This is a genomic window from Pseudomonas sp. TE3910 (assembly GCF_056279025.1).
Window position 1 is genome coordinate 2,442,754 of record NZ_JBWBQN010000001.1, and the last position, 14,683, is coordinate 2,457,436.

Sequence of the window (14,683 nt, forward strand, 5' to 3'; positions counted from 1 at the left end):
CCTAATGCCAGATCAGCTTTATTTGTTTTTCTTATACAGCTGTTTTGCCCAGAATCACCAGCATCTTCTTTATATCTGCTGCGTGGCCTGAAGAGGGGCAACGGCAGTCGTCTGTGGAGTTCTTCCTATGTGGCAAAGTTATCTAAACGGCTTGTTGGTCGCCTTTGGCCTGATCATGGCGATCGGCGCCCAGAACGCCTTCGTTCTCGCCCAAAGCCTGCGCCGTGAACATCACCTGCCGGTGGCCATGCTGTGCGTTTTGTGTGACGCAATCCTGGTGGCCGCTGGCGTCTTCGGCCTGGCGACGGTGCTGGCCCAGAACCCCACGCTGCTGGCAATCGCCCGCTGGGGCGGCGCGGTCTTCCTGATCTGGTACGCCAGCAAAGCGCTGATACGTGCCTGTTCGCAGCAAAGCCTGCAACACGCCGAAGGCCAAGGACAACGCTCGCGCCAGGCAGTACTGCTCAGCGCCCTGGCTGTCACCCTGCTCAACCCGCATGTGTACCTGGACACCGTGCTGTTGATTGGCTCGCTCGGCGCTCAGCAAACCATGCCCGGCGCCTACGTGGCCGGTGCGGCCAGTGCCTCGGCACTGTGGTTTTTTACCCTCGCACTGGGCGCCGCCTGGCTCGCGCCCTGGTTGGCCCGGCCGAATACCTGGCGGATGCTCGACCTCATGGTGGCGGTCATGATGTTTGCGGTGGCCGCTCAACTGATCCTGGGCTGAGACAACATCGCTTAAAACCGGAAGAAGGCTCTGGAACCTCTTTCCCACACACTTGTTGCGTGGTTAAGCCTGGGGTCCGGTGCTATGATCCGGACCCTGCGTCGCAAAGAGTACAGACTCGCCGATGCACTTCCGGCCGCCCGTGATCGGCCTTGCGCTCACCGCAACAGACCTGATTAGGAGAATCACCATGGCTTTTGAACTGCCGCCGCTGCCTTACGCCCACGACGCCCTGCAGCCGCACATCTCCAAGGAAACCCTGGAGTTCCACCACGACAAGCACCACAACACCTACGTCGTGAACCTGAACAACCTGGTGCCTGGCACCGAGTTCGAAGGCAAGACCCTGGAAGAGATCGTCAAGACCTCTTCGGGCGGTATCTTCAACAACGCCGCTCAGGTCTGGAACCACACCTTCTACTGGAACTGCCTGGCACCAAACGCCGGCGGCCAGCCAACGGGCGCCCTGGCTGACGCCATCAACGCTGCGTTTGGCTCTTTCGACAAGTTCAAGGAAGAGTTCACCAAGACCTCCGTCGGCACCTTCGGTTCGGGCTGGGGCTGGCTGGTGAAGAAAGCTGACGGTTCCCTGGCTCTGGCCAGCACCATCGGCGCCGGCAACCCGCTGACCAACGGCGACACCCCGCTGCTGACCTGCGACGTCTGGGAGCACGCCTACTACATCGACTACCGTAACCTGCGTCCAAAGTACGTCGAGGCGTTCTGGAACCTGGTTAACTGGAAGTTCGTTGCCGAGCAGTTCGAAGGCAAAACCTTCACTGCCTGAATGCAACTGCTTTGAAAAAAACCCGGCCTGGCCGGGTTTTTTTTCGCACACTCTACCGCTCTGCGCGCTTGCCGTAGACCGATACCGCGCTAACATCAAGGCGTGGGAAAGTTGTCACCCCACACTAAAGTCGCAAGGCCTTACAACCGATACAGTGACACAAGGATCGCAAACCTCTGACGAAGTAACTCAGAAGATCGAGTAATACGTGTTGAAGGCCGATAGTGGATTGCCAAGATTGATGGCAAAATGATGCCATGCGCATGGATTAAGGAAACCCCATTGAAGCTGGAACTCAAAAACAGCTTATCGGTCAAGTTGCTCAGGGTGGTATTGATCTCGGCGCTGGTCGTCGGTGTAGTACTTAGCTGCGCGCAGATCGTGTTCGACGCCTACAAGACGCGCCAGGCTGTCGCAACCGATGCCCAGCGTATCCTAGACATGTTCCGAGACCCCTCTACGCAGGCGGTCTATAGCCTCGATCGGGAAATGGGCATGCAGGTCATCGAAGGCCTGTTCCAGGACCAATCGGTGCGGATGGCGTCCATTGGCCATCCCAACGAAACCATGCTTGCAGAAAAGAATCGGCCATTGCAGGAACTGCAAACGCGCTGGTTGACCGACCTGATTCTGGGCCAGCAAAAGACCTTCAAGACACAGCTGATCGGTCGAGGCCCGTACAGTGAGTATTACGGCGACCTGAGCATTACCCTCGATACCGCTACCTACGGCCAGGACTTCATCGTCAGCTCGGTGATCATCTTCATTTCTGGCGTGCTACGCGCTCTGGCAATGGGCCTGGTGCTGTATTTGGTCTACCACTGGTTACTGACCAAACCGCTCTCAAAGATCATCAACCATCTCACCCAGATCAATCCGGACCGCCCAAGCCAACACAAATTGCCGCTGCTCAAGGGGCACGAAAAGAACGAACTGGGTGTATGGGTCAATACTGCCAACCAGTTGCTGGCCTCCATCGAACGCAATACCCACCTGCGTCACGAAGCCGAAAACAGTCTGCAGCGCATGGCTCAGTATGATTTTCTGACCGGGCTGCCAAACCGCCAGCAGTTGCAGCAGCAACTGGACAAGATCCTGGTCGACGCTGGACGCCTGCAGCGTCGCGTAGCCGTACTGTGCGTTGGCCTGGATGACTTCAAGAGCATCAACGAACAGTTCAGCTACCAGGCCGGAGACCAACTGCTACTGGCCCTGGCCGACCGCCTGCGTGCGCACAGTGGCCGTCTGGGAGCCCTTGCCCGGCTCGGTGGTGACCAATTCGCACTGGTTCAGGCCGATATCGAGCAGCCGTACGAAGCCGCCGAGCTGGCGCAAAGCATCCTCGATGATCTGGAAGCCCCTTTTGCACTGGACCACCAGGAAATTCGCCTGCGTGCGACCATCGGCATCACCTTGTTCCCGGAAGATGGCGACAGCACCGAGAAACTGCTGCAAAAGGCCGAGCAGACCATGACCCTGGCCAAAACCCGCTCACGCAACCGCTACCAGTTCTACATTGCCAGTGTCGACAGCGAGATGCGTCGCCGCCGCGAACTGGAGAAAGACCTGCGCGAGGCCCTGCCACGCAACCAGTTGTTCCTGGTCTACCAACCGCAGATCAGCTATCGCGACCACCGGGTCGTCGGGGTTGAAGCGCTACTCCGCTGGCAGCATCCCGAACTGGGCATGGTACCGCCCGACCAGTTCATCCCGCTGGCCGAACAGAACGGCAATATCATCAGCATCGGTGAATGGGTGCTCGACCAGGCCTGCCGTCAGTTGCGCGAGTGGCATGACCAGGGCTTCAGCGAACTGCGCATGGCGGTCAACCTGTCCACCGTGCAACTGCACCACAATGAACTGCCACGGGTGGTCAACAACCTGCTGCAGATCTACCGCCTGCCGCCACGCAGCCTGGAGCTGGAAGTTACCGAAACCGGCCTGATGGAAGACATCAGCACCGCAGCGCAGCACCTGCTGAGCTTGCGCCGTTCGGGCGCGATGATCGCCATTGACGACTTCGGCACTGGCTACTCGTCGCTCAGTTACTTGAAGTCGCTGCCACTGGACAAGATCAAGATCGACAAGAGCTTCGTGCAAGACCTGTTCGAGGATGATGATGACGCCACCATCGTTCGGGCCATCATCCAGCTTGGCAAGAGCCTGGGCATGCAGGTCATCGCCGAAGGCGTTGAGACGGCCGAGCAGGAGGCCTACATCGTTGCCCAAGGCTGCCACGAAGGCCAAGGCTACCACTACAGCAAGCCGCTACCCGCTCGAGAGCTGACCACGTTCCTCAAACAGGCAAGCCGAAGTCAGGTTTCAATCCTCTGACGCGCACGCAAAACGCCAGCGACAAGCATTTGAATATTTATGTATTGCCCCTTTACATCAAATGCAAATCTTTCGCATTATGTTGCAGTTTTGCGTGCACCCGCACACCTGTTCAACTTCTCGACGCAGGAAATCGCCATGATTCGTATGCCTCTGGCCACCGCCAGTCTGTTGGCCATTGCCATCTCTCTCGCCGGTTGCGGCGATAGCAAGGACAAAGCCAGCGCGCCGCAAGCACAGACACCCGCCGCCAGTGCTGCCGCCCCTGCCGCAGGTGCACTTGACGAAGCCGCCAGCAAGGCCGTGATCAAGCACTACACCGAGATGGTCTACGCCGTCTTCAGCGATTCCCTGAGCACCGCCAAAACCCTGCAAGGCGCCATCGACGCCTTCCTCGCCACCCCCAACGACGAAACCCTGAAAGCCGCCAAGGCCGCCTGGGTCGCTGCACGTGTTCCGTACCTGCAGAGCGAAACCTTCCGCTTCGGCAACACCATCATCGACGACTGGGAAGGGCAAGTGAACGCCTGGCCGCTGGACGAAGGCCTGATCGATTATGTCGATGCCAGCTATGAGCACGCCCTGGGCAACCCGGGCGGCACCGCCAACATCATTGCCAACACTGAAATCCAGGTGGGTGAAGACAAGGTCGACGTCAAGGACATCACTGCCGAGAAACTGGCCAGCCTGAACGAGCTGGGCGGCTCCGAAGCCAACGTCGCCACCGGCTACCATGCCATCGAGTTCTTGCTCTGGGGCCAGGACCTGAACGGCACCGGCCCAGGTGCGGGTGCACGTCCGGCATCGGACTACCTGGAAGGTAAAGGCGCCACCGGTGGCCACAACGAGCGTCGCCGCGCTTACCTCAAGGCCGTCACCCAACTGCTGGTCGATGACCTGGAAACCATGGTCGGCAACTGGAAGCCAGGTGTTGCTGACAACTACCGTGCCACCCTCGAAGCCGAGCCGGTTACCGATGGTTTGCGCAAGATGCTGTTCGGCATGGGTAGCCTGTCGCTGGGCGAACTGGCCGGCGAGCGCATGAAGGTATCCCTGGAGGCCAACTCCCCTGAAGACGAGCAGGACTGCTTCAGCGACAACACCCACTTCTCGCACTTCTACGATGCCAAAGGTATCCGTAACGTCTACCTGGGCGAGTACACCCGAGCCGACGGTACCAAGCTGACTGGCCCTAGCCTGTCATCGCTGGTAGCCAAGGCCGATCCAGCAGCCGACGCTACGCTCAAGGCCGACCTGGAAGCCACCGAGGCAAAACTGCAGGTCATCGTTGACCATGCCGCCAAAGGCGAACACTACGACCAGCTCATCGCCGCTGACAACGCTGCCGGTAACCAGATCATCCGTGATGCCATTGCCGCCCTGGTCAAACAGACCGGCGCCATTGAGCAGGCAGCCGCCAAGCTGGGGATCAATGACCTGAAACCAGACACCGCCGATCACGAATTCTGATCAGTCGTCCAGCGCTCCGTTGTAAACCACATGCCCGATGCCTTGCGTCGGGCATGTGGCGTTATATAACTTGAACTTCACACACCGCCAGTAAACCCCGCACGTTTGCCTCGCCAATAACCCCCTATCAAACATCCCTCCTCCTACACGTTACTGTCCAACGTTCGCATTGTTATCACCTATTCAGAGTGTTCAACTCTACGGATCAGCTGTGCACAGAAATGACAGTTTATAAAACATGAACACCGGAAGTTCTTCCATCTCCATATATCAATATAGAGACATTCAAGGAGCGTGCCCTGATGAAAATACTCGACATCTGGGGAGAAGGCCGAATCATTGACAAAATATCTGATACCGTCTTTATCACCGGTTTTACGGATGCAGACAACATCAATAAAGATGGCCAAAAGATATCCAACGGCCCGGATACAGGAAAGGAAATACCCCGCCTTATTCCCGTGAATGATTATGACTACCCCATTTTTCCACTCGCAGAAGACCAGTACCCCTGCGAAACACTGATGGGGGCTCCTATAACCGTGGGCGCCGCCCAGGAAATGTGCAGGGTACTGAGCGCGCCGGGTGGCAAAGTGTACCTCTATGACCCTGCCGAGCCCTTCAGAAAGGCCTTTGAAACAACGGCACGCGGTCACGGACTCTCCCTTGAAGGACGCTATTCACCTGAAGAACTTCCTTCCCCGCTAAACGAAATAACCATGCACGCCGTCTATGTGTATGGCCAAGCAACAGAGCCCCGCCCGAACCCCAACATTGAACTTTGAACCTACCCGGAAACTGGAGCAATTTATGGCGAGCGTCAGCATTCTGCGATCCATCGCAAATAATACCCCGTACACCTTGTCCATTCGCAATGGCGAAAGCAAAAGCGATCTGTTTTCCATCGGCGCACAATCTGCATGGAACGGCTGCATGAACGTACCGTGGATCGGAAAGGTCTCAGAAAACTATAAAGCCATTGAACTGGTCATGGGTGCTAAAGCCGAGACAACGCTGTGGCTGTTTCAAGATTACTGGGAACCGGCCCATGAAAATGCGGTTAAATATTTATTCGGCCCTGAAATGGACTATACGGGCGGCACCCTGGAAGTGCCGGGAAACAACCGGGGTGGCGGCAACCATAACCTGATCATCAGTCTGGAGGGCAATCGTTTTACCTTGAAGATGATGTAAAACCGCAGCGTATCCCGCGCTTCGGCATTACAGCCCGCCAAGCACCGCTACCGGCCTTCGGGTCGGCAGCGCCCTCTCCCACATGAGCCGCCACGCGCAAAATTTCATCAAGCAAACGCAAATCCCTCTTATTCAACAAGCGGATAGCCTGCTAAGCTTGCGAGCCGGTTTTTGCTCGCGCCTCAGGATTTCAGATGTCCTCGTTGCTTCGCTGCCTTTCTCTCCTGCTCTTGGTACTGCCGCTGGCAGCCTGTGACGACGCCCCGCGCTTCACTCAGGCTGAGCCAGGGGAAGCCATGGGTGGCGGCACATCGACGGTCAACAAGCACGACAAAAATGCCTTTTCGATGGCCTCCGCCAACCTGACAGCGAGCCGACAACTGGACTTCAGTGTCGGCAACAGCTTCTTCCGCAACCCTTGGGTAATTGCACCGTCCACAACCACCGCTCGTGACGGCCTGGGCCCCCTGTTCAACACCAATGCCTGCCAGAACTGTCACATCAGGGACGGTCGCGGTCACCCTCCTGGGCCAGATGCCAAAAGCGCAGCCTCGATGCTGGTGCGCCTGTCGATCCCGAATGCAACAGAATATCTGCAGGTCATCGAACGCCTGGGTGTCGTACCCGAACCGGTCTATGGCGGACAGTTGCAGGATATGGCTGTGCCTGGGGTTGCACCCGAAGGCAAAGTACGGGTGGAGTACACACCACACAGCGTCACTTTCACAGACGGCACCACGGTCGAGCTGCGCAAGCCAACGCTGCTTATCAGCCAACTTGGCTACGGGCCAATGCATCCCGACACACGTTTCTCCGCACGTGTCGCACCGCCGATGATTGGCCTCGGTCTGCTGGAAGCCATTCCGGAAGAGGCCATCCTGGCCAACGCCGATCCCTACGACAGCAACGGTGACGGCATCCGAGGCTATGCCAATCAGGTGTGGGACGATGCCCAGGGTAAAACCGTCATGGGCCGCTTTGGCTGGAAAGCCGGGCAACCGAATCTCAACCAGCAAAACGTGCACGCCTTCTCCGGCGACATGGGCCTGACCACCCGCCTGCGCCCGATAGACGACTGCACACCGACACAAACCGACTGCCTGAATGCCCGCCAAGACCGTGGTGAACCGGAGGTCAGCGATAACATTCTGCGTTTGATGTTGTTCTATACCCGCAATCTGGCAGTGCCCGCACGCAAGGATGTCGACTCACCACAGGTGTTGGCCGGCAAGAACCTGTTCTTCGAAGCCGGTTGCCAACGCTGCCATATCCCGACGTTCACCACCTCGGCAAACGCCGCGGAGCCGGAACAGGCCAACCAGGTGATCCGCCCGTATACCGACCTGCTGCTGCACGACATGGGGCCGGATCTGGCGGACGATCGCAGCGAGTTTGCCGCCGGTGGCCGCGACTGGCGTACCGCACCGCTGTGGGGCATCGGCATGACCGAAACAGTCAGTGGCCACACCCAATTCCTGCACGACGGCCGGGCGCGCAACCTGCTCGAAGCGGTGCTTTGGCACGGCGGCGAAGCAAAGGCCGCCCAACAACACGTCTTGACCTTCAATGCAGAGCAACGCGCCGCGCTGCTGGCATTCCTGAACTCACTCTAGCCATAGGAGCCGGGCATGTTCCGTCCCAAACTGTTATTTACCAGCCTCGCCGCCCTAGCGCTGGGCGCCTGCTCGCCGCAGGATCCGCAAGCGGTCACTTCCGCAGCGATTGCCAAGCAAGTGATCCTGCCCACCTACAGCCGCTGGGTCGAAGCCGACCGTCAGTTGGCCGTCAGCGCGCTGGCCTTCTGCGAAGGCAAGAACAGCCTGGAAACCGCACGAGCTGACTTCCTTCACGCCCAAAAGGCCTGGGCAGAGTTGCAACCACTGCTGATCGGGCCGCTGGCCGAGGGCAACCGCGCCTGGCAGGTGCAGTTCTGGCCAGACAAGAAAAACCTGGTAGGACGCCAGGTAGAACAACTGATCAACAGTGACAAGCCGATCGATGCCAGCACCCTCGCCAACTCCAGCGTCGTGGTCCAGGGGCTCTCGGCTTACGAGTACATCCTGTTTGACAGCAAGCCAGACACCGCCAATGCCGAGCAGAAAGCCCGCTACTGCCCGCTGCTGGTTGCCATCGGCGAGCGTCAGAAAGCCCTGGCCGAAGAAATCCTGAAGGGCTGGAACAAGAACGACGGCGTGCTCGCACAGATGACCAAGTTCCCGAACCAGCGCTATGCCGACTCTCACGAAGCGATTGCCGACGTGCTCCGCGCCCAGGTCACTGCGCTGGACACCCTGAAGAAAAAACTCGGCACGCCGATGGGTCGCATGAGCAAGGGCATCCCGCAGCCACTGCAGGCAGAAGCCTGGCGTAGCCAGTCGTCTCTGAAGAGCCTGCATGCCAGCCTCAGTGCTGCACAGACAGTATGGGCCGGGGTCGACAATCAAGGGCTGCGCAGCCTGCTCGGCAGCGACCAGAAGGCCCTTGCCGACAAGATCGACGCTGCCTATGCGGCATCGCTGAAGCTGTTGGCCGACACGCCGAAGCCCCTTGGCGAGCTGCTGGAAGATGAAGCCGGTCGTGAGCAGTTGAACGCGATCTATGACAGCCTGAACGCCGTCCACCGCCTGCACGAGACTGATCTGGCCAAGGCGCTGGGCATTCAATTGGGCTTCAACGCCAACGACGGTGACTGATCATGTTGCGACGTCAGGCTCTGAAAGTCGGTAGCGCGGTGCTTGCTGCCCTCACGCTAGGCGGATGGACCCTGTTCCAGAACAAGCGTCAGCAGCCCCTGCTGCTCTCGGCCCGCGACGATAGCGACGGCAACCACTACGCCGTCGGCTACCGCCTGGACGGTAGCCAGGTATTCGCGACCCAGGTCGGACAGCGTTGCCACGACATCATCAATCACCCTGAACTGCCTATCGCCCTGTTCGTGGCGCGTCGACCCGGTACCGAGAGCTATCTGGTCGACTTGCGCGACGGCCGCCTGCTGCAAACCGTCACCTCACAGCCGAACCGTCATTTCTATGGCCACGCGGTGATTCACAAGGGCGGTGAATGGCTGTATGCCACCGAGAACGACACCACTGATCCGGGGCGGGGTGTACTTGGGGTCTACCGATTCGAGGGCGAACGGCTGCAGCACAGTGGCGAGCTGCCCACCCACGGCCTTGGCCCGCATCAGGTGTCCTGGCTACCCGATGGTGAAACCCTGGTGGTCGCCAACGGCGGTATTCGCACCGAAGCCGAAAGCCGCGTCGAGATGAACCTTGATGCCATGGAACCCAGCCTGGTGTTGATGCACCGCGACGGCACCTTGCTGAGCAAGGAAACCCTGAGCCAGCAAATGAACAGCGTTCGTCACCTGGCCGTTGCCAGCGACGGCACGCTGGTCGCTTGTCAGCAGTTCATGGGCGACGCTCACGAAACCGCTGAACTGCTGGCGATCAAACGCCCAGGGCAGCCCTTCCAGCCATTCCCCGTGGCGCAGGTACAGTTGCAGTCTATGGCGAACTACACCGCCAGTGTCGCGGTACACAGTGAGTTGCGACTGGTTGCACTGACCGCACCTCGGGCCAACCGCCTGTTCATCTGGGATCTGGACACGGGTGCAACGCGCCTGGATGCCCCGATGCCCGACTGCGCCGGTGTTGGCGCAGTCGCAGACGGTTTCGTCGTCACCTCGGGCCAGGGCCGCTGCCGGCTCTATGATTGCCGCAAGGCAGAACCGGTCGGCCAACCGTTGCAGTTGCCGCCCGGGCTTTGGGACAACCATCTGCACCTGACTTGAGTAGCATCAAGGGGAAATGGACTTCCCTGCATTAGGCAAAGGCGTAATATTCGACAACACTGCACAACAGTGAGCAGGTGTTCGTCAGTGCTGTGCCTGCCTGTCTAGCCTCCAAGGAAATGGAATATGCTGCGCCGCCGCATGCTGATCATGTTGGGTGTCGTGTTGCTGATTGTGCTGATTCTGGGAGGCTACAAAGCCTTCAGTATCTATCAGCAAATTCAGCAATTCAGCGCGCCAAGACCTCCCGTGAGCGTAGCGGCGACTGCCGCGCGCGAACAGCTCTGGCAGAGTCGACTGCCCGCAGTTGGCAGCCTCAAGGCGTTTCAGGGGGTCAATCTGAGCCTGGAGACCGCCGGTACGGTCAAGACCCTGCTGTTCGAGTCAGGCCAGCGGATCAGAGTAGGCCAGCCCCTCTTGCAGCTCGACAGCGACGTGGAAAGCGCCTTGCTGGGCACCGCGATGGCGGACCTCGGGCTGGCGCAGGTCGAGTATGGACGCGGCAGCCAGCTGATCGACAGTCAGGCAATCTCCAAAGGCGAGTTTGATCGCCTCGCAGCACAACTGCTGCGCAGCAAAGCCGTGGTCGCCCAACTCAAAGGTTCCTTGGCGAAAAAGACGATCCTTGCGCCGTTCAGCGGTACCATTGGTATCCGCCAGGTCGATATCGGCGACTACCTGCCCAGTGGCACAGTGATCGCCACCCTTCAGGACCTGAGCAGCCTGTACGCTGACTTTTACGTGGCCGAACAGGCGTTTCCCAAACTGGGCATCGGCCAGCAAGTACTGGTCAGCGTTGCAGCCTACCCCAACCAGACGTTCCCTGGCGCCATCAGCGCTATCAACCCCAAGGTTGAAGACAGCACCCGTAATGTACAGGTCCGCGCCACCCTGGCGAACCCCGATGGCAAGCTGTTACCCGGCATGTTCACCAGCCTGCAAATACTGCTGCCCAACCCGCGCACGGAAGTGGTCGTCCCTGAGACTGCGGTCACCTACACCCTGTATGGCACCTCGGTGTACGTCGCAGTGCCCAAGACCGCCGAGGACGGCCAGCCACAAAAAACTCCTGACGGCCAACCGGTGTGGGTGGCAGAGCGCCGTTTCATTGAAGCCGGCGAGCGCCGTGAAGGCCTGGTGGTCATCGCCAAAGGCGTTAAGGCAGGTGAACAGGTGGTGACGGCCGGTCAGCTGAAACTCAGCCAAGGCGCCCTGATCACCGTCAGCCCGGACAAGACCCTGACGGGCGAGCCGGACACCTCGCCACGCGTCGATTGATCAAGGAACCTTCATGGCCTTAACCGATCCGTTCATTCGCCGCCCTGTTCTGGCCAGTGTGGTCAGCCTGCTGATCGTCCTGCTCGGCTTCCAGGCCTGGAGCTCGTTGCCGATCCGTCAGTATCCGCAGATGGAAAACGCCCTGATCACGGTGACCACCGCCTACCCCGGCGCCAACGCGGAAACCATTCAAGGCTACATCACCCAGCCCATGCAGCAGAGCCTGGCAAGCGCAGAGGGCATTGACTACATGACCTCAGTGAGCCGGCAGAATTTCTCGGTGATCTCGATCTACGCCCGAATCGGCTCGGACAGTGACCGGATGTTTACCGAACTGCTGGCCAAGGCCAATGAGGTAAAGAACAAACTGCCTCAAGATGCCGAAGACCCGGTCCTGAGCAAGGAGGCCGCTGGCGCCTCGGCGCTGATGTACATCAGCTTCTACAGCAGCGAACTGAGCAACCCGCAGATCACCGATTACCTGTCACGGGTGATCCAGCCCAAGCTGGCAACATTGCCGGGCATGGCTGAAGCAGAGATCCTCGGCAACCAATTATTCGCGATGCGCATCTGGATCGACCCGGTCAAACTCGCAGGCTATGGCCTGAGCGCCAGCGATGTGACTGACGCAGTACGGCGCTACAACTTCCTTTCTGCAGCGGGCGAAGTCAAAGGCGAATACGTGGTCACCAGTATCAACGCCAGCACTGAGCTCAAGTCGGCCGAAGCCTTCGCCGCCATCCCGCTGAAAACCATGGGCGATAGCCGGGTGCTGCTGCGCGATGTGGCCCGGGTGCAAATGGGCGCGGAGAACTACGATACGGTCAGTTCTTTCGATGGCACCCCGTCGGTCTACATCGGCATCAAGGCGACGCCAGCAGCCAACCCGCTGGATGTCATCAAGGAAGTGCGCAAACTGATGCCGGAACTGAACAGCCAGTTACCGCCCAACCTGAAAGCCTCCATCGCTTACGACGCCACACTGTTCATCCAGGCCTCGATCAACGAAGTGATCAAAACCCTGGCGGAAGCCGTGCTGATCGTGATCGTTGTGGTCTTTCTGTTCCTCGGGGCGCTGCGCTCGGTGCTGATTCCGGTCATCACCATTCCATTGTCGATGATCGGCGTACTGTTTTTCATGCAACTGATGGGCTACTCAATCAACCTGCTGACCCTGCTGGCCATGGTGCTGGCGATTGGTCTGGTGGTGGATGATGCCATTGTCGTCGTGGAAAACATCCACCGGCACATCGAAGCTGGCGAGACGCCCTTGGAGGCCTCATTGGCAGGGGCGCGAGAAATTGCGATACCCGTGGTCTCGATGACCATCACGCTGGCAGCGGTGTACGCACCGATTGGCTTTTTACAAGGCCTTACCGGCGCACTGTTCAAGGAGTTCGCCTTGACCCTCGCTGGCGCCGTGATCATCTCCGGGATCGTCGCCCTGACCCTGTCGCCCATGATGTGCTCAATGCTCCTGCGCCATGAAGCCAACACCCACGGCCTGGCCTATCGCCTCGACCAGCTATTTGAACGCCTCAAGCAGCGTTACCAGAAAATCCTCCACGGCACACTCAACACGCGCCCCGTAGTGTTGGTGTTTGCCGTGATCGTCCTGTGCCTGATTCCGGTGCTGCTGATGTTCACCAAGAAAGAGCTGGCACCGGACGAAGACCAAGGCATCGTGTTCATGCTGGCCACCGCACCACAGCCAGCCAACCTGAACTACCTGAATGCCTACACCGACGAATTCATAAACATTTTCAAGGCATTCCCGGAGTACTACTCATCCTTCCAGATCAATGGCTTCAACGGGGTGCAGTCAGGCATCGGAGGTTTCCTGCTAAAGCCCTGGAATGAGCGGGAGCGAACCCAAATGGCACTGTTGCCAGAGGTTCAGGCAAAGCTCAACCAGATCAGTGGCCTGCAGGTCTTCGGCTTCAACCTGCCTTCACTGCCCGGTACGACCCAAGGTTTGCCCTTCGAGTTTGTCATCAACACCCCGAACGATTACGCATCGCTGCTGCAAGTGGCCGAGCAGGTAAAAACACGCGCCCAGGCCACCGGCAAATTTGCCTTTCTCGACATCGATCTGGCCTTCGACAAGCCCGAAGTCGTCGTCGATATTGACCGGGCAAAGGCTGCACAAATGGGGGTGACCATGGGCACGCTAGGCAGCACACTCGCGACCTTGCTGGGTGAGGCTGAGATCAACCGGTTCACCCTTGAAGGACGCAGCTACAAGGTCATTGCCCAGGTCGAGCGCGCCTACCGTGACAACCCTGGCTGGCTGAACAACTACTACGTCAAGAATGAACAAGGGCAAATGCTGCCGCTGTCGACGCTGATCACCGTCAGCGACCGCGCACGACCGCGCCAACTGAATCAGTTCCAACAGCTGAACTCGGCCATTATCCAGGGCGTACCGCTGGTCAGTATGGGGGAAGCCATCGAAACCGTGCGCAACATCGCCCGCGAAGAAGCACCCGCCGGGTACGCCTTTGACTACAGTGGCGTTGCACGGCAATTCATCCAGGAGGGCTCGGCACTGTGGGTCACCTTTGGCCTGGCGTTGGCCATCATCTTCTTGGTACTGGCGGCGCAGTTCGAGAGTTTCCGCGACCCCTTGGTCATACTGGTGACAGTCCCGCTATCAATCTGCGGCGCACTGATTCCGCTGTTCCTTGGCCTGTCGAGCATGAACATCTATACCCAGGTCGGGCTGGTCACCTTGATCGGACTGATCAGCAAACACGGCATCCTGATCGTCGAATTCGCCAATCAGTTACGTCGGCAAAATGGCTTGTCGGTACGAGAAGCCATAGAAGAGGCCGCCGCGATTCGCCTGCGCCCGGTACTGATGACCACTGCCGCGATGGTCTTTGGCATGGTGCCCTTGATTCTGGCCAGCGGCGCCGGGGCGGTCAGTCGCTTCGACATCGGCACCGTGATTGCCACCGGCATGTCGGTGGGAACCCTGTTCACGCTCTTTGTCCTGCCCTGCGTCTACACCCTGCTGGCCAAGGCGGACGCTCCGCCAGGGGTCGGGAACTCACAACCAACCTGAATAGCCCATAATCAAAAGCCCCGTCGTTGACGA

Annotated in this window: 11 protein-coding genes; all 11 read left to right on the forward strand. The window is 59.0% G+C overall.

Features of this window, described 5'->3' with window-relative positions; translation table 11 throughout:
* Window positions 1-127 precede the first annotated feature (127 nt).
* The 11 genes from ACZ9H3_RS11060 to ACZ9H3_RS11110 all read left to right on the forward strand — a co-directional run bounded on the left by ACZ9H3_RS11060 (window position 128) and on the right by ACZ9H3_RS11110 (window position 14,650).
* Entirely contained in the window at window positions 128-727 is a 600-nt protein-coding gene (locus ACZ9H3_RS11060; protein WP_065761068.1) for a LysE/ArgO family amino acid transporter, read from the forward strand.
* 190 nt (window positions 728-917) lie between these two features.
* Window positions 918-1,514, forward strand: coding sequence for a superoxide dismutase (locus ACZ9H3_RS11065; RefSeq protein WP_065761069.1), 597 nt, complete (start codon window positions 918-920; stop codon window positions 1,512-1,514).
* A 252-nt stretch (window positions 1,515-1,766) separates the two neighbouring features.
* Window positions 1,767-3,848, forward strand: a complete 2,082-nt coding sequence (locus ACZ9H3_RS11070; RefSeq protein ID WP_476222748.1) for a putative bifunctional diguanylate cyclase/phosphodiesterase — start codon at window positions 1,767-1,769, stop codon at window positions 3,846-3,848.
* Between the two features lie 138 nt (window positions 3,849-3,986).
* Window positions 3,987-5,318: an imelysin family protein gene (locus tag ACZ9H3_RS11075; RefSeq protein WP_476220754.1), complete on the forward strand. Its 1,332-nt coding sequence runs from the start codon at window positions 3,987-3,989 to the stop codon at window positions 5,316-5,318.
* A gap of 302 nt (window positions 5,319-5,620) precedes the next feature.
* Window positions 5,621-6,103: a hypothetical protein gene (locus ACZ9H3_RS11080; RefSeq protein ID WP_476220756.1), complete on the forward strand. Its 483-nt coding sequence runs from the start codon at window positions 5,621-5,623 to the stop codon at window positions 6,101-6,103.
* Window positions 6,104-6,128: 25 nt separating this feature from the next.
* Entirely contained in the window at window positions 6,129-6,512 is a 384-nt protein-coding gene (locus tag ACZ9H3_RS11085; RefSeq protein WP_330523037.1) for a hypothetical protein, read from the forward strand.
* 194 nt (window positions 6,513-6,706) lie between these two features.
* Window positions 6,707-8,125, forward strand: coding sequence for a di-heme oxidoreductase family protein (locus ACZ9H3_RS11090; protein ID WP_330523036.1), 1,419 nt, complete (start codon window positions 6,707-6,709; stop codon window positions 8,123-8,125).
* 15 nt (window positions 8,126-8,140) lie between these two features.
* On the forward strand, window positions 8,141-9,205 hold the full coding sequence (locus tag ACZ9H3_RS11095; protein ID WP_065758946.1) for an imelysin family protein: 1,065 nt from the start codon (window positions 8,141-8,143) through the stop codon (window positions 9,203-9,205).
* Window positions 9,206-9,207: 2 nt separating this feature from the next.
* Complete coding sequence (locus ACZ9H3_RS11100) at window positions 9,208-10,305, forward strand: DUF1513 domain-containing protein (RefSeq protein ID WP_476220759.1); 1,098 nt, start codon at window positions 9,208-9,210, stop codon at window positions 10,303-10,305.
* A gap of 126 nt (window positions 10,306-10,431) precedes the next feature.
* The gene (locus tag ACZ9H3_RS11105; RefSeq protein WP_454240112.1) at window positions 10,432-11,583 is read left to right on the forward strand and encodes an efflux RND transporter periplasmic adaptor subunit; all 1,152 of its coding nucleotides are present in this window, start codon (window positions 10,432-10,434) and stop codon (window positions 11,581-11,583) included.
* 13 nt (window positions 11,584-11,596) lie between these two features.
* On the forward strand, window positions 11,597-14,650 hold the full coding sequence (locus ACZ9H3_RS11110; protein ID WP_476220762.1) for a multidrug efflux RND transporter permease subunit: 3,054 nt from the start codon (window positions 11,597-11,599) through the stop codon (window positions 14,648-14,650).
* Window positions 14,651-14,683 lie beyond the last annotated feature (33 nt).